The 15,330-nt window shown below is 76.9% G+C and carries 15 protein-coding genes and 1 riboswitch; of the genes, 6 read left to right on the top strand and 9 right to left on the bottom strand.

Annotated elements, in window-relative coordinates:
- Nucleotides 1–5: 5 nt before the first annotated feature.
- Nucleotides 6–1,742, bottom strand: a complete 1,737-nt coding sequence (bluB, locus tag HK417_RS11835; RefSeq protein WP_222266627.1) for a 5,6-dimethylbenzimidazole synthase — start codon at nucleotides 1,740–1,742, stop codon at nucleotides 6–8.
- Nucleotides 1,743–1,755: 13 nt separating this feature from the next.
- Nucleotides 1,756–2,598 (bottom strand): alpha/beta fold hydrolase, encoded by an 843-nt coding sequence (locus tag HK417_RS11840; protein ID WP_222266629.1) that lies wholly within the window; start codon nucleotides 2,596–2,598, stop codon nucleotides 1,756–1,758.
- 260 nt (nucleotides 2,599–2,858) lie between these two features.
- Here HK417_RS11840 and HK417_RS11845 point away from each other — a divergent pair, with 260 nt between their 5' ends.
- Nucleotides 2,859–4,544: a helicase gene (locus tag HK417_RS11845; protein ID WP_308123531.1), complete on the top strand. Its 1,686-nt coding sequence runs from the start codon at nucleotides 2,859–2,861 to the stop codon at nucleotides 4,542–4,544.
- Between the two features lie 55 nt (nucleotides 4,545–4,599).
- Here the strand turns inward: HK417_RS11845 and HK417_RS11850 are convergent, their stop codons facing one another.
- The 3 genes from HK417_RS11850 to HK417_RS11860 form a co-directional block, all read right to left on the bottom strand.
- On the bottom strand, nucleotides 4,600–6,165 hold the full coding sequence (locus HK417_RS11850; protein WP_222266633.1) for an HNH endonuclease signature motif containing protein: 1,566 nt from the start codon (nucleotides 6,163–6,165) through the stop codon (nucleotides 4,600–4,602).
- A 78-nt stretch (nucleotides 6,166–6,243) separates the two neighbouring features.
- The gene (locus HK417_RS11855; protein WP_261326431.1) at nucleotides 6,244–6,936 is read right to left on the bottom strand and encodes a GNAT family N-acetyltransferase; all 693 of its coding nucleotides are present in this window, start codon (nucleotides 6,934–6,936) and stop codon (nucleotides 6,244–6,246) included.
- Nucleotides 6,937–6,987: 51 nt separating this feature from the next.
- Nucleotides 6,988–7,542, bottom strand: coding sequence for a hypothetical protein (locus HK417_RS11860; RefSeq protein ID WP_222266635.1), 555 nt, complete (start codon nucleotides 7,540–7,542; stop codon nucleotides 6,988–6,990).
- 173 nt (nucleotides 7,543–7,715) lie between these two features.
- A riboswitch (TPP riboswitch) is annotated at nucleotides 7,716–7,809 on the top strand.
- Here HK417_RS11860 and thiM point away from each other — a divergent pair.
- From thiM to thiD, 3 genes are all read left to right on the top strand, one after another.
- Nucleotides 7,802–8,599, top strand: coding sequence for a hydroxyethylthiazole kinase (thiM, locus tag HK417_RS11865; RefSeq protein ID WP_222266637.1), 798 nt, complete (start codon nucleotides 7,802–7,804; stop codon nucleotides 8,597–8,599). Its footprint overlaps the riboswitch before it by 8 nt.
- A 10-nt stretch (nucleotides 8,600–8,609) precedes the next feature.
- A complete protein-coding gene (thiE, locus tag HK417_RS11870; protein WP_222266639.1) occupies nucleotides 8,610–9,275 on the top strand; it encodes a thiamine phosphate synthase in 666 nt (221 codons plus the stop codon).
- Nucleotides 9,272–10,135 (top strand): bifunctional hydroxymethylpyrimidine kinase/phosphomethylpyrimidine kinase, encoded by an 864-nt coding sequence (thiD, locus tag HK417_RS11875; RefSeq protein WP_222266641.1) that lies wholly within the window; start codon nucleotides 9,272–9,274, stop codon nucleotides 10,133–10,135. The genes thiE and thiD overlap by 4 nt, the downstream gene beginning before the upstream one ends.
- A gap of 4 nt (nucleotides 10,136–10,139) precedes the next feature.
- Here the strand turns inward: thiD and HK417_RS11880 are convergent, their stop codons facing one another.
- Together HK417_RS11880 and HK417_RS11885 are read right to left on the bottom strand one after the other, a co-directional pair.
- On the bottom strand, nucleotides 10,140–11,078 hold the full coding sequence (locus tag HK417_RS11880) for a tetratricopeptide repeat protein (protein ID WP_222266643.1): 939 nt from the start codon (nucleotides 11,076–11,078) through the stop codon (nucleotides 10,140–10,142).
- Nucleotides 11,075–12,451, bottom strand: coding sequence for a DNA polymerase IV (locus HK417_RS11885; protein ID WP_222266645.1), 1,377 nt, complete (start codon nucleotides 12,449–12,451; stop codon nucleotides 11,075–11,077). The genes HK417_RS11880 and HK417_RS11885 overlap by 4 nt, the downstream gene beginning before the upstream one ends.
- A gap of 68 nt (nucleotides 12,452–12,519) precedes the next feature.
- On the opposite strand from HK417_RS11885, the gene HK417_RS11890 reads away from it, so the two are divergent.
- Nucleotides 12,520–12,978, top strand: coding sequence for a cupin domain-containing protein (locus tag HK417_RS11890; RefSeq protein ID WP_222266647.1), 459 nt, complete (start codon nucleotides 12,520–12,522; stop codon nucleotides 12,976–12,978).
- 7 nt (nucleotides 12,979–12,985) lie between these two features.
- A complete protein-coding gene (locus HK417_RS11895; protein WP_222266649.1) occupies nucleotides 12,986–13,513 on the top strand; it encodes a DUF488 domain-containing protein in 528 nt (175 codons plus the stop codon).
- Nucleotides 13,514–13,520: 7 nt separating this feature from the next.
- Here the strand turns inward: HK417_RS11895 and HK417_RS11900 are convergent, their stop codons facing one another.
- Both HK417_RS11900 and HK417_RS11905 read right to left on the bottom strand, forming a co-directional pair.
- Nucleotides 13,521–14,396 carry a GmrSD restriction endonuclease domain-containing protein gene (locus HK417_RS11900; RefSeq protein ID WP_308123532.1) on the bottom strand — a complete coding sequence of 292 codons (876 nt, stop codon included), beginning with the start codon at nucleotides 14,394–14,396 and terminating at the stop codon, nucleotides 13,521–13,523.
- Nucleotides 14,397–14,493: 97 nt separating this feature from the next.
- Nucleotides 14,494–15,159 (bottom strand): hypothetical protein, encoded by a 666-nt coding sequence (locus HK417_RS11905; RefSeq protein WP_222266651.1) that lies wholly within the window; start codon nucleotides 15,157–15,159, stop codon nucleotides 14,494–14,496.
- Between the last annotated feature and the right edge of the window lie 171 nt (nucleotides 15,160–15,330).

The following is a 15,330-nucleotide window of genomic DNA, read 5'->3' on the forward strand; positions in this document are numbered from 1 at the left end:
TGAGGTCAGCGGTCGACGCGGGCGGCGGTGCGGCGGACGGCGAGCCCCTGACGCAGCAGCCCGGCCGCGAGCGCCGCGCCGACCCCCTCGCCGGCGCGCAGCCGCAGGTCCAGCAGCGGCTCGCAGCCCAGGGCCTGCAGGACCACCTCGTGTCCCCGCTCCCGGCTGCGCTGCCCGGCGACCAGCGCGGACTGCACGGCCGGCTCCAGCAGGACGGCGACCAGCGCCGCGACCGAGGTGGCGAACCCGTCGACCACCACCACGGCCCCGGCCTCGGCGGCCCCCAGCGTCACCCCGGCGAGCACCGCGAGCTCCGGGCCGCCGAGTTCGGCCAGCGCGGCCATCGGGGCCAGGCCGGTGCCCGCGCGGGCCAGCGCGGCGCCGACCGCGGTGAGCTTGCGGTCGAGCATCGCCGAGTCCGCCCCCGACCCGAGACCGACGACCTCCCGTGGTTCCACGTGCAACAGCGCGCAGGCCAGCGCGGCCGCGACGGTGGTGTTGGCGGCGCCGACCTCGCCGAGCGCGACCAGCCCACCGCGGCCGTGCTCCTGCCCCAGCTCCCGACCGGCGGCGACCAGCCGCTCGGTGTCCGCCGGGGTCATCGCGGCGGCGGCCACCAGATCGCCCCGCGGACCCGCCGGGCGGACGGCGACCGCGCCGGGCACCGCCGGTCCGGTGACCCCGGCGTCCACCACGACGACGCGCGACAGCCCGGCCTCCCGGGCCGCGGTGGCCCCGACCGCGGTCCCGGCGACGGCGGCCTCCACGACGTCGCGGGTGGTGCTGGCCGGATAGGCCGACACCCCGTGTGCCGCGAGCGGGTGGTCGGCGGCGGCGAGCACCAGGACGCCGCCGGGCAGGTCCGCGTGCCCCAGCGCGACCACCCGGTCGACGGCCCGGTCGAGCACGCCCAGCGAGCCGGGCGGGGTGAGCAGCCGGTCGCCGGCGTCCCGGGCGGCGACCACCGCGGGCTGGTCGGGGGCGCGCAGCCGGGACGGCGGAGGTGCCGGCTCCTCGCCGTTCTCGGCCGGCCACCGGTCGGTGAGGACGACGTCGGCCAACGGCTGCCGGCGCGACCAGCCCGCCCGCTCCAGCCCGGGGTCGGGCGGCCGCTCGTCGGGCCAGCCCAGGCAGAGCCAGCCCAGGGTGACCACGCCGTCCGGCAGGGCCAGCAGGCCGGCCAGGTCCTCGGGCCGGAACAGCGTCACCCAGCCCAGGCCCAGGCCCTCGGCGCGGGCGGCGAGCCAGAGGTTCTGCACCGCCGCGGCGCAGCTCCACAGGTCGGCGTCGGGGAACGTGGCCCGGCCGAGCACCCCGGCCGCCGGCGTCCGCCGGTCGCAGCACACGACGACACCCAGCGGCGCGTCCCGCACGCCCTCCAGCTGCAGGTCGAGCAGCCGGCGGCCGGCGTCCGGGTCCAGCTGCGCCGCCTGGCGCAGCCGCTCGCGGTCGGTGAGCACGGCGGCCCGGTCGCGGAGGCCGGCGTCCCGGACGACGACGAAGCGCCACGGCTGGCTGTGGCCCACCGACGGCGCCTGGTGCGCGGCGGTGAGGACCCGGGTGAGGACGTCCTCGGGCACCGCGTCGGGGCGGAAGCGGCGGATGTCCCGGCGGGCGCCGATGGTGCGGTAGAGCCCGGCGCGGTCGGGTCCGGGCAGCGCCCAGCCGGCGGGGTCCGCGGCGCGCTCGGTGGCGGAGGTCCGGTCCCCGATGACGGGGACGGGCCGGGGCCACGTCGTCACTGCTCGACCTGCGTCACTGCTCGACCTGCCGGAGGAACCGCCGGACCGTCTCGAGGAAGACCTCCGGCCGCTCCGAGTGCACCCAGTGGCCGGCGTTCTTGACCCGCACCAGCCGGGTGGTGGGGAACAGCGCGTCCATCCGGGGCCGGTCCTCGTCGAGCACGTAGGTGGAGTTGGCGCCGGCGATCCACAGCACCGGCCCGTCGTAGCTCGCGCCCGGCGGGGGAGCGGGGAACCGGCGCAGCTCACCGAGGTCGCGGGCCAGCGTCTCCAGGTTGAGCCGCCACTTCCAGCCGCCGCCGGCACCGATGCCGTCCCGGACCAGGCTCTGCAGGAGGAAGGACCGGACCATGGTGCTGGGTACGGCCCGCCGCAGGACCTGGTCGGCCTCCTCCCGGGTGCGCAGCGCGTCGAGGTCGACCGACTGCATCGCCTCGATGAAGGCGGCGAACGGGCTGGCCTCCTCGTCGGGGTCCTCGGTCCGGCCGCCCTTCTCCGGGTAGTCGGTGGGGGCGATGTCGACGACGACGAGGGCGCGTAGGAGCTCCGGCCAGCGCAGGGCGAGCAGCATGGCCACCTTGCCGCCCATCGAGTGCCCGACCAGCGTGACCGGGTCCCCGAGCAGCCCGATCTCCGCGGCGACGAACTGGGCCATGTCGCCGTAGTCGACCCGGTCGGTCCACGGGGAGTGCCCGTGGTTGGGCAGGTCCAGCAGCGTGACCCGGTGACCGTCCTCGGCGAGCTTCCGCGCGATCGTCGTCCAGTTCTTGCCCTGGCCGAAGAGTCCGTGCACGAACACCACCCGGGGCCCGGTCTCGCCGAGCGTGCGGGCCGCCAGTCGGATCGGGTCGGTCACCCCCCGATCCCATCAGATGAGGCCGACCCCATGTCACTGCACCGGTTCGTCGGTGGGCGCGGTTAGCGTCGACGCGCGCCTCCTGGGCGCCCGGTCCCGCTCCCCACGCCCTTCTTCGACCCCGCCCTCAGGAGACCTCTGTGCCCGGACGCCGTCGGCGATCCTCGTCCTCGACCCGTTCCGCCGCTCCAAGGCGACGCACGACCGCGGCGACGGCCACGCCCGCCACGAAGGCCGCTTCCGCGAAGAAGGCAGCCCCGGTGCGCGCGCCCGCGCGGACGACCCGGCCGCGCGCCGCCGTCCCCGACCTGCCGACCGCGGGCCCGGGAGAGCGGGTGTGGGTGCTCGCCGTCCCCTTCCGCGCGCCCGCGCCGGGAGCGACCTGGCACGCCGGTCTCTCCACCCACGTCTACGTGGGCCGCGCGCTCCCGCCCGAGCTGGCCCCCCACGACCCGCCGCCGTACTCGTTCGAGCGGTTCGTCGAGGACGAGCTCAACGACGCCCCGCGGCCCGTGCCGCCGACCCGCCCGATGACCCCGCGGCCGGAGCAGGTCACCGGGTCCGCGGTGATCGCTGCGCATGCCACTGCCGGCGGCCGGATGTTCCTGCTCGGCGACGACCCGGGGGTCGGCAAGACGGGCACCGCCGTCCTCGCCGTGCAGCAGATCGCCGAGCAGCGGCCGGTGCGGACCGTGCTCGTGGTCGCCGACCGGCCCGCGGCGATCACCGTGCCGCACTGGGTCCGCTCGATCGCGGCGTTCGGCGACGGCGGGCTGCGCTGGTGCGTCACCACCTGGGACCGGCTGGGCAAGGTGGCCGGGCTGATGAAGGTGACCGGGCAGCGGTTCGACGTCGTCGTCGCCGACGAGGCGCACATGGTCCGGCACACCACGACGCAGCGGTGGAAGCACTGGCGGACCGTCTCCGGAGCCGCGCGGGTCAGGGACGCCCCCTTCGTCCTGCTCGCGACGGCGACGCCGGCGCACAGCCCGCTGGAGCTGCCCTACCTCGCCCCGCACTTCGCCGCGGTGCACGGGGAGCCGCTCCGGGAGTGGTCGGACCTGCCGTCGCGGCTCGCGGCGCACGGGTTCCACGTGGAACGTGCGCGCTACGGATGGGCCTGGACCGAGGACGCCGACGAGCGCCGCGCGGACCTGGCCCGGCTGCGCAGTTGGCTGGCCGACACCGACCCGCCGGCGACGCTGCACCGACCGGCGCCGTGGGGCCCGGTGTCGGTGACCGGGACGCCGGTCGCCCTGACCCCGGCCGAGCGCGCGCAGTACGAGGCCGAGTGGTCGGAGTTCCGCGCCGAGATGCAGCTGGCGCGGCGGGGACGGGAGACCGCCCGCGGGCGGGCGGCCCTGCTGCGGTTCCGGCAGAAGGCGGGGCTCATCCGGGCCGAGGCGACGGTCGACTGGGTCCGCGCGCAGGTCGAGGCCGGGCGCCAGGTCGCCGTGTCGGTCGAGTTCGTGGAGACGGCGGCCGACCCGATCCGGGAGGCCCTGCTGGACGGCGGCATCGCGGTCGCCGGCATCTACGGCCGGGACCGCTTCGACGTGGAGGCCGAGCGGCTGCGGTTCCAGCGCGGCGAGGCGCCGGTCTGCGTGTTCACCGTGACCGCGTCGATCAGCCTGCACGCCGGAGAGCTGCTGCCCGACGGCCGCACCGCCTCGACCACCCCACGCGTCGGCCTGTTCCACCAGCCCCGGTTCTCCGGCATCGGCGCGCGGCAGGTGACCGGCCGGACCCACCGGGACCACCAGGCGTCCCCCTGGCGGGTCGCCTTCGCGCAGGACACGGTGGAGGAGGACGTCGCCCGGGTGATGGTCGAGCGCCTCGCCGTCACCGGTTCGACCGCCGGCGGCGACACCGCGGGCCTGCAGGAGATCGCAGAGCTGCTGGACGCCGACTGGCTGCCGGCCACCTCACTGACCGGGACCGACTGACCCGCTCCGGCTGGCCCACCCCGCGCAGCTCGTGACGACCCACCCGGCTCCCCGGTCAGGCGGACTGCCGGCGCAGGCGGTCCCGGTGCGCCAGGAGCACCCAGACGACGTGGCCGAGGTCCATCCGCTCCCCGCTGGCGGACAGGGAGTCGGGCAGGCCGGTGGCCGGGTCGGCCGGGAGGAGGGGGTGCAGGGCGTCGGTCACCGAGCGGCCTGACGACGCCCGGCGTGGGGTGGTCGGCAGTGGTGTGACGGTGCCGCCGGTCGCCGTGTGGGCCGAGCCCGGGGAGCTCGGGCGCCGGCCGCGGAGCTGGTCGATCGGGTGCACGCCCGCCAGCGACCCGTCGGTCGGCTCCCCGTCGAGACCGGCGGGGAAGGCCGCGTCGGCCGACCCCCAGATCCGCTGCCCTTCCGGCGTGAGCACGATCAGCTGACCGCCGCGCCGGGACATCACCAGCTCCCGGTCGTGCACCAGCCCGTGGTCGACGTCGCAGAGCAGCACCATGGTGGACACGTCGGTGCGCCCGCCGAACGCCCAGCGGCGCAGGTGGTGCGCGTGCAGCCGCTCGATCCGGTCCTCCGTGCAGCCGGGCCGCACACATCCGCCATCACGGGCGAGCAGGGCCCGTCGCTGCGCCTGGGTGGCCAGCCGGGCCCGGCGACCCAGGGCCAGCGGCTGCCCGTTGCGCTCGACGATCACCGTCAGCGCCGCCTCGCACGCCATCCGCCGGACGACCGAGGGGTGCAGGGCCGGACCACCCTCCAGATGGGCACGTCCGGCCGCGGCGTCGTCGGCCAGCACGTCGGCGTCGACGTGGACGACGACCTCCCGCCGCGGCGGGTCACCGGCCCGCCGGTCGGCCGCAGGTGCGGCTCCGGCGAGCTGCACCATGGCGCGGCAGCGGCGGGCGGTCATCCGTTCCCGCGGGAACGCGTGGGGGTCGGCGCACTCCGGCGGGAACGCGTCGGGGGCGCCGTCCCGGGTGTCGCCGGAGCCGGGTGCAGCGGCCCGTCGGGCAGCCGCGGCCCGCTTGGCGGCCGCACGCTCACGGCGGGCGTCCCGCTCGGCCAGCGACTCGATGGCGGCGAGCAGCGCGGCACCCTCCTCGGCGTCCACGCGGACCTGCAGGGTGAGCATGCCGTCGTCGCCCCACGACCACCGGAAGGCCCGCTTCTCGGTGACCACGTCGTCGTCCACCGCGTCCGACCGGCGCCAGGCCCGCACCACCCGCGCCAGCTGCGAGGCGGTGGTCTGCCCGGCCAGCTCGACCAGCTCCGTCTCGGTCGCGGCATCGGCCACCCGGGTCAGCTCGCGCACCTTGGAGTAGGACAGCCTGCCGTCGGCGAAGGCCGTCGCCGTGACGGGCAGGCCGGTCAGCGCCCGGGCCACCCGTACGTGCTCACGGGCCGCGCCGGGGCTCAGGCCGCACTGCCACGCCAGCCAATGGGCGCAGGACGTGATGCCGATACCGGCCCAGCCCTGCCGCCGGTCGAACTCCGCCACCAGCACCAGCCAGGCGGCGGTGGCTGCTGCCAGCCGCACCGCGCCCGAGGTGATCTCCTGCGCCAGTTCCGCCAGCGGTCGCTCCACCGTCGGCGCCGCACCTGTCCCGTCGTCCATGGGCCGACGCTAGGGACGGGGTACGACAGTTCCGGCAGGTCGCGAGGGGGACGGCGTTCCCGCGGGAACGTCACCGGGTCAGGAGGGGAGCCGGCGCATCGGCAGGTGCGGGATGCCGTCCTCCAGGTAGTCCGGGCCGGAGCGGCGGAAGCCGAACCGCTCGTACCAGCTCTCCAGGTACGCCTGGGCGCCGATGTCGATGGTCCGGCCGTCGCACAGCTCGATGCCGCGCCGGATCAGCTGGGCGGAGAGCCCCCGGCCACGGGCGGACACCGCCGTCGCCACCCGCCCGATCGACCGGTCCTCGCCGTTCTCGAGCACCCGGATCGTGGCGAGCACGCGGCCCTCGTCGTCGGCGAACCACAGGTGCACCGTCCCGGGCTCGGCGTCCCGCCCGTCGAGCTCGGGGTAGGGGCAGGCCTGCTCGACGACGAACACGTCGACCCGCAGCCGGAGCAGCCCGTAGAGCTCGGCGGGGGTCAGCTCCTCGAAGCGGGCGGTCTGCAGGACGGGGGTGTCGGTCACCCGCAGATGGTCCCTCGGGAGGGTGCCGGGCCGGTCGCCCGGGTGGGGCTGCGCGCCGTCGCCGTCCGGCTGCACCCGGGTCGCGGCAGGCGCCCCGCCGTCCTCGGTCACGCCCTTGCCCAGCCGGCGCAGCAGCGCCCCCACGTCCAGGCCGGTCAGATCCCCGGACAGCCGCAACCCCTGGGCGACGTTCGCCGCCACCGAGCGGCCGAGCGCCCCCCGGCCGTCGGCCGATATCACGGTCATCCTGTCCACCCCGGCCGGCGGGGCCGAGGCCGCCGATCGCGATGAGCGGGGTCACGAGGGCTCTCCGGGGGCGGGGAGGAGGGGCGGTTCGGGGGCGGTGGAGACGACCTCCACGGACGTCTCGGTGGGGGTGTCGACGACGTACACCGGGGTGCCGGCGGGCAGCGGGACGGCGCTGCGCGCGTGGTACTTCAGCTGCTGGCCGCCGACGGTGAGCCAGACCTCGCCCAGCCCGCCGGCCGGCACCCGGGACACCACGACCCCCTGGGCGCCGAGCAGGTGGTCGCGGGTCACCGTCGGCTCGGTCGGCATGTCACGCAGCGCGGTGGACAGCCGGACGGCACCGGCGGCCAGCGGCAGCGCGACGAGCAGCCCCCCGGCCAGCGCGAGGGAGAGGGCGACCGGGCGCGGGAGGTCGGGCAGCAGTGCGGTCACCGCCGCCCCGCCGAACCCGAGACCGCCCAGCAGCGCGGCGATCGCCGGGAGGGAGAACGGCCCGTCGGCGTGCGGGTGGCCGAGGTCGAGGTCCCCCAGCACCAGCGCGAGCACCAGCACGACGACGCCGGCGCCGCCCAGCACGAGGAACGCGACGGCGGTCGGTTCCACGTGTCCTCCAGTGCTGCCGTCCGGGTCGGGCGAGCGCACAGCGTCACAGCCGGGCCTGCGGATGATCAAGACGAGTGAGACCGGATGGGCCGCGATCACCCGAGCGGGTGAACGAGCGCCCGGCAGCGGGGCGAACGGGCCGACGACGTCCCCGTTCCGGCTGTTGTACGTTCGCGGCTGACACGGGGTGTCCCGCCCGGGACTGAGAGCACACCCGTCGAACCTGCCCCAGTTGACACTGGCGAAGGGATGTCACGGCGTGGAAGCCACCGACCTCCGCGCGGCCCACGCGGCGCTGCGCGAGACCGCACCCCTGGTGCACTGCCTCACCAACACCGTCGTCCAGACGATCACGGCGAACGCGCTGCTCGCGGTCGGCGCCGCGCCCGCGATGGTCGACGAGCCGGCCGAGGCCGGCGAGTTCGCCGCGGTGGCGTCGGCCGTGCTGGTGAACGTGGGCACCGTGCAGCAGCGCACGGCCGAGGCCATGCGGATCGCCGCCCGCGCCGCCGGCGACGCGGGCACCCCGTGGGTGCTCGACCCGGTCGCCGTCGGCGGGCTGACCTTCCGCACCGAGCTGGCCGCGGAGCTCGCCGGCCTGCGGCCCACCGTGGTGCGCGGCAACGCCTCCGAGGTGCTCGCGCTCGCCGGGGCCGGCAAGGGCGGCCGCGGGGTGGACAGCACCGCCACACCCGAGGACGCACTGGAGGCCGCGGGCGAACTGGCCCGGCGCACCGGCGGCGTGGTCGCGGTGAGCGGGCCGGTCGACGTCGTCACCGACGGCACCCGCGTGGTGCGGATCGGCGGCGGTTCCGCGCTGCTCACCCGCACCACCGGCGCCGGGTGTGCGCTGGGCGCGCTGGTCGCCGCGTACGTCGCCGCTACCGGTGACCCGCTCACGGGCACCGTCGCCGCGCACGCGCACGTCGCGCTGGCCGCGGAGATCGCCGCGGACCTCGCCGACGGGCCGGGCACGTTCCCCGCGCAGTGGCTGGACGCGCTCGACGCGCTGGACGACGACGCGCTGGCCCGCGCCGACCTGCGCACCGACGGCTGAGGACGACGGCGTGCGGCGCCCCCTCGACCCCACCCTCTACCTGGTCACCGACACCGCGCTGAGCGCGCCGCGCCCGGTCCCGGACGTGGTCGCCGCCGCGGTCGCCGGCGGGGTGACGTGCGTGCAGGTGCGGGACAAGACCGCGGGCCGCCGGGAGCTGCTGGCGCTGACCCGCGCGGTGCAGGCGGTCCTGGCGGCCACGCCGCACGTGGCGCTGGTCGTGAACGACGCCGTCGACGTCGCGCTGATCACCGGAGCCGACGGCGTGCACGTCGGCCAGGACGACCTGCCGCCGACCGAGGTGCGGGCGCTGCTGGGCCCGGACCCGTGGCTGGGCGTCTCGGTGAGCGGGGACGCCGACCTCGACGCCGTCCTCGCGCTGCCGCCGGGGACCGTCGACCTGGTCGGGCTGAGCCCGGTCTGGGGCACGCCGACCAAGCCGGACGCCGGCCCGGCCCTCGGGCTGGACGGCGTCCGCCGGCTGGCCGCGCGGGCGCGCGCGGGCGGGGTCAGGTCGGTCGCGATCGGGGGCATCCACGCGGAGAACGTCGCCGCCGTCGCCGCCACCGGGGTCGACGGGGTCTGCGTCGTCTCCGACGTCTGCGCGGCCACGGACCCGGAGACCTCGGCGCGGCTGCTGCGCGACCGGCTGCGCCCGGAGGTCGGTGCCCGATGAGCGCCGCGGTCGCGCTCACCGTGGCCGGCAGCGACCCCAGCGGTGGGGCCGGGATCCAGGCCGACCTGAAGACGTTCAGCGCGCTCGGCGCCTACGGGACGGCGGTGCTCACCGCGCTCACCGCGCAGAACACCCGCGGCGTCACCGGCGTGCACCCGGTGCCGGCGGAGTTCGTGGGGGAGCAGCTGCGCACGCTGTTCGCCGACGTGACGGTGCACGCCACCAAGCTGGGCATGCTCGGGACGGCGGAGGTGGTGCGCGAGGTCGCCGCGGTGCTGGCCGACCGGCCGGGCGGCCCGGTGGTGTGCGACCCGGTCATGGTCGCGACCAGCGGGGACCGGCTGATCTCGCAGGAGGCGGTGGACGCCGTCCGCACCGCGCTGCTGCCGGTCAGCGACCTGGTCACCCCGAACGCGCCGGAGGCCGCCGCGCTGCTCGACGTCGCGCCGGCCACCCGGGTCGACGAGCTGGTCGAGCAGGGGCGGGCGCTGCTGGCGCTCGGCCCGGCCGTGGTGCTGGTCAAGGGCGGCCACCTGGGCGGCGACGAGAGCGTGGACGTGCTGGTCACCGGGGGTGGGGTGGTGGAGACCCGCCGTCCCCGGGTGACGACGACGTCCACCCACGGCACCGGCTGCACCCTGTCCTCCGCGCTGGCCGCCCTGGCCGCCCGGCGTCTGCACGACGGGGACGGCGGGCACGGCCGGGACGGCGGGCACGCCGGGGACGGCTGCCTGGACTGGGCGCTGCTGGTCGAGCAGGCCCGCGACTACCTGCAGGAGGCCCTGGCGGCCGGCGGCGCGCTCGGGGTGGGCGCCGGGCACGGCCCGGTGCACCACTTCGCCCGCTGGTGGAGCGCCTGAGGACTCACTCCTCCTCGAGCACCTCCCGCAGGACGCGGGCGGCGAGCTCGTCACCGCCCTCGGCACCGAGCAGCAGCTGCTCGACCGCGCCGTCGACGTCGCCCTGCGCGAGCAGCAGCACGCCCAGGTTGTGGTGGCAGTGCAGGTCACCGGCGGCGATGCCGGCCCGGTACGCGGCGGCCGCGGCGACCTCGTGCTGGAACTCGTCGAGGAGCAGGTTGCCCAGCGGCAGCCAGGTGTCCTCCTCGTTGCGCAGCGCGCCGGCCTCGAGGGTGCTGCGGGCCTCCTCGACCCGGCCGGTGGCGCGCAGCAGGTGCGCGAGGTCGACCCGGGCCGGCGGATAGACCTCCGCGCCGGCCCGCAGCTCGTCCTCCAGCGCCGCATCGGTCGTGGCGTCCCAGCGCCAGCAGGCCAGGACGGCGCGGGCCTGGGCGTCCCCGCCCTCGGCGGCCCGGCGCATCCACGCCTGCGCGGCGGTGTCCTCGCCGTCCTCGTGCAGTGCCCAGGCCAGCTGGACCGCGGCGGCCAGGTCCCCGCGCTCGGCACCCAGCCGGAAGGCGGCCACGGCCTCGCCGCGGCGGCCCTGCTCCTCCAGCGCGCTGCCCAGCGGCCCCCAGCCGGCCGTGTCGCCGAGGGCGATCGCCCGGCGGGCGGCCCGCTCGGCCTCCGGCCAGCGGTGCAGGTCCAGCAGCACCAGCGCGAGGTTCAGCCAGGCGTCGACCTCACCGCCGGCGGCGGCCTGCTCGTGGGCCCGGACGGCGTCCTCCCAGCGGTGCAGCGCGCGCAGGCTGTTGCCCAGGTTGAACCAGGCCAGCGCGGAGCCCTGCTCGGCAGCCCGGCGGAACAGCGCTGCGGCGCCTGCGTGGTCGCCGGCGTCGGCGAGGTCGCAGCCGCGGTGCACGAGGTCGTCGATGGCGGCCTCCAGCGCGTCGTCCCCGGTCATGGGGCCGAGTCTGGGGTGACGGCGGTGCCCGCGTCGACCGGGTCTGCCCAGTCCGGGGGATCGCCGGGCCGCAGGTCAGGGTCGTCGGCGGCCAGGGTCCGCACCGGCCCGGGCGCCGTCCGCGGCCCCTCGAACCGCACGGTGACCCGGTTCAGCCCGCTGCCCCACACCCAGCCGGCCCCGAGCCCGGGGTGGACGACGTCCTGCCCGGGGTACCAGGCGGTGACGACGGGTCCGGGCGGCGGCTCCTCCTCGACCGGCTCGGGCTCGGCCGCGGCCGGCTCGGGCTGCGGGGTCACCGGCTCGGCGAACAGGTCGCCCTGCACGTAGCTGGACAGTCCGGAGACTCCAACCCCGAGCAGTCGCAGGCCGCCGCTGCGGTCGACGGCGCCGAGCAGCCGGTGGGCGACCTCCGCGATCTGCCGCGGGTCGTCGACGGGGTGCGGCAGGGTCTGCGACCGGGTCAGCGTGGTGAAGTCGAACCGGCGGACCTTGAGGGTGACCGTGCGGCCGGAGGTGCCTGAACGCCGCAGCCGGCTGCCGACCCGGATGGCGAGCGCCTCCACCTCCGCGGCCAGCCGGGCGGGGTCGGTGAGGTCGCGGGCGAAGGTCTCCTCGGCGCTGACCGACTTGGCCTCCCGGTCGGGTACCACCGGGCGGTCGTCGTCGGCCCGGGCCAGCCGGTAGAGCCCGGCGCCGTGCGCCTGGCCGACCAGGCTGGTCAGGTCGATCAGCGACAGCCGGTGCAGGTCGCCGACGGTCTTCACCCCGATGCTCGCCAGCCGTTCGGCGGTGGCCGGCCCGACGCCGCCGAGGCTGCGCACCGGCAGTGGGTGCAGGACGGCGAGCTCCTGCCCGGCCGGGACGACGGTGAGCCCGTCCGGCTTGTCCAGCTCCGAGCCGATCTTGGCCACCGCCTTGGAGGTGCCGATGCCCACCGAGCCGGTGACCCCGCCGGTGGCCGCGGCGATCCGGGACTTCAGGTCGCGGGCGAGGGCGGTGACCCCCGCGACGCTCAGGTCGTGGTCGCCGGCCGCGAGGTCGACGTACGCCTCGTCGATGGACACCGGCTCGACCAGCGGCGAGAGCTCGCGCAGCAGCGCCATCACCACGTCCGACGTCCGCTTGTAGGCGGCGAAGCGGGTGCCGAGGAAGGCGGTGCCGGGCGGGCAGACCCGCCGCGCCTCGGCGGTCGGCATCGCGCTGCGCGCGCCGTACGCGCGGGCCTCGTACGAGGCGGTGGAGACGACGCCACGGCCCCCGACGCCACCTACCACCACGGGGCGGCCGCGGAGGGAGGGTTTGTCGCGCTGCTCGACGGCGGCGAAGAAGGCGTCGAGGTCGAGGTGCAGGATGCTCGGCTCGCGCCGCACGCCGTCCCCACCTCCCCGCTCCCGGACCGGCCCACGATGATGCCCCGCCGCCTGGGTAGGACGGCGTCATGACCCACCTGCCCGATCCGGCGTCGTTCTCCCCGCACGACGCCCAGCGCTCCGCCGGCCGGACCCGGTTCGTCGCCACCGGCGCGCAGACCCGCGGCGACTTCGGCCTGTTCGAGGTGACCATGGAACCCGGGGGGAGCGGCCCGGGCCCGCACCTGCACCGCACCTTCAGCGAGTCCTTCCTCGTCCTGGAGGGGTCGCTGGCGGTGCTGGCGAACGGCGAGTGGACGACCGCGCACGCCGGGGACCTGGTCTACGTGCCGCGCTCCGGCGTCCACGGCTTCCGGTCCGCCGGCCCGGACGTCGGCGCCCGGTTCCTCATCCTCTTCACGCCGGGGATCCCGCGGGAGCTGTACTTCGAGGGCCTGGTCGAGCTGTTCGCCGACGAACGCTCGCCGTCGACCGAGGAGATCGACGCGTTCGCGCTCCAGCACGACCAGCTCAACCTGCGCGACTGAGCCCCCGGTGCCGCTGCTGACCGTGGGCCACGGGCCCGACCACCGCGACCGCCTCGGCGACCGGCTGACCGCGGCCGGCGTCCAGGAGCTGGTCGACGTGCGCCGCTTCCCCGGCAGCCGGAGCAACCCGGACGTCGCCCGGGACCAGCTGGCCGCGTGGCTGCCGGCCCGCGGGACGGCGTACCGGTGGGAGCCTCGGCTCGGCGGGCGGCGACGGCTGCCGGCGGGCGAGCCGGTCGTCGACGACTGGTGGACCGTCGCCCAGTTCGCGGCCTACGCCGCGCACACCCGGACGGCGGAGTTCACCGCGGCTCTGGACGAGCTGCTGGCGGCCGCGGACGAGCGCCGGGTGGCGGTGATGTGCAGCGAGTACGTGTGGTGGCGCTGCCACCGGCGGCTCGTCGCGGACGTGGTCGTCCTCGGGCGCGGGCTGCCGGTGGAGCACCTCATGCCCGACGGGCGGCTGAGCCCGCACCGGCCGTCGGCGGGCGCGGTGCTCGGGGCGGACGGCGTGGTGCGCTGGCCTGCGTCCTGAACCCTGTTCACTCGCAGGCGGTGCCGTCCCCGTCGCCGTCCATCGCGCCGGACCAGCCGGGGTCACCACGGTGCAGCGGGGCCGCTCCGGCGGCTCGCGCGGCGGCGCAGTCGGCGTAGGGCTGGGCGGTGGACGTCCCCGCGGGGGCGTCCACCGCTGCCGGCGGGGGCACCGGCTCGCCCGGGCAGGTGTCGAGGACGCGCTGCAGGGCGTCGTGCTCGGCGCGGGTCACCCAGAGCCCGTAGGCGGCCTTGACGGCGATCTGCCGGGCCGCGTAGCCGCAGCGGGCCGCCCGGTTCGGGGGCAGCCAGGTGGCGGCGTCCGCGTCGCCCTTCTGCCGGTTGGCGGAGTAGTCGACCGCCAGCAGGTTGAGCGGGTCGTTGGCGAAGGCGGTGCGGCGGGCCTCGTCCCAGGCGAAGGAGCCGGTCTGCCAGCTGTTGCCCAGCGCGACCACGTGGTCGATGTCGACGCTGCTGCCGTCGCCCTTGACGAACTCGATGGTCTGCGCGGTGTAGGGGTCGGCCAGGGTGCCGCGGACGACCACGCAGTCGTGCGTCCCGGCCTCGAACGTCTTCCTGCTGAGGTCACGGGCCAGCACGTCGTTGCGGGTGTCGCAGCCGTTCCGGTCGACGTCGGACCACGTCGGACCGAACTCGTCGCGGTCGTAGCCGGTCTGCGGTGCGCGGCCCTTGACGGTGAGGGTGGCGAGCACCTCGGCCGCCGCCCGGCCCGGCGCCGGCGCGCTCGCGGAGGCCCGCGTCGCGGCCTCGGAGACGGCGTCCACGGCAGGCGAGGCGGGGCCGGTCCCGGCCGGCTGGCAGGCGACGGTGGTCAGCACGGCCAGCGCGGCGAGCGCGAGGGACCGGGTCGGACGGTGTTCCACGTGGATCCCCCGGGGAGTCGGTACCCCTCGACGCTAGGCGCGCGGGTACCGCTCCCCGGGGACCTCGCCGGCCGTGTCGCCGGCCGGGGAAGCGGGCTCAGCCCTTGCCGTTGCCCTTCCCGTTGCCACCGCCGTTGCCGTTGTTGCCGGGAGCCGGGACGGCGGCAGCCGTCTCGGTGGAGACAGTGGTGTCAGCGGTGCCCCCGCCCTTGCCGGCGTTGCTGCGGGCCATCTCGGAGACCGCCCGACCGTGCTCACGGCCGGACTCGAAGCTCTGGTGGGCGACCTCGGAGACGGCCTGGCCGTGGTTGGCCGGGGCCGGCGGCGCCGGCTCCTCGACGACGGGCGCCTCCACCACGGGCTCCTCGACGGCGGGCTCCTCGACCACCGGCTCCTCGACCACCGGCTCCTCGACCACCGGCTCCTCGGCGGCGGGCTCCTCGACCACCGGCGCCTCCACCACGGGCTCCTCGACCACCGGCTCCTCGACCACCGGCTCCTCGACCACCGGCTCCTCGACCACCGGCTCCTCGGCGGCGGGCTCCTCGACGACCGGCGCCTCCACGACGGGCGCCTCGGCGGCGTCGTCGGTGGTCTCGGTGACGGTGACCTCCGTCGAGCTGTCCGACGCCGGCTCGATCGCCTGGGCGACGCCCACGGTGCCGCCACCGACGATCGCGAGGGCCACGGCGCCGGTCGCGACCTTGCCGGCGAGTCCGGCGGGGGCGAGCTTCGTGAGGAGGGCAGGGAACAGAGTGGGCACAGCGGGCTCCTGGTTCAGTGAGGACAACGTCCTGGGAGTCCTCGACGGGGCTCGCCCCGCCCTTGAGCAGGTCCACCCGTTCAGGCGACGACGGCGCACCCCGTCGGGGGACTACCGGCCCGGGCGGCGACGCTCCGTCGCGGCGCGGAACCGGTCGGCGGGCACCGTCGC

Source organism: Modestobacter marinus, assembly GCF_019799945.1.
Classification (GTDB): domain Bacteria; phylum Actinomycetota; class Actinomycetes; order Mycobacteriales; family Geodermatophilaceae; genus Modestobacter; species Modestobacter marinus_B.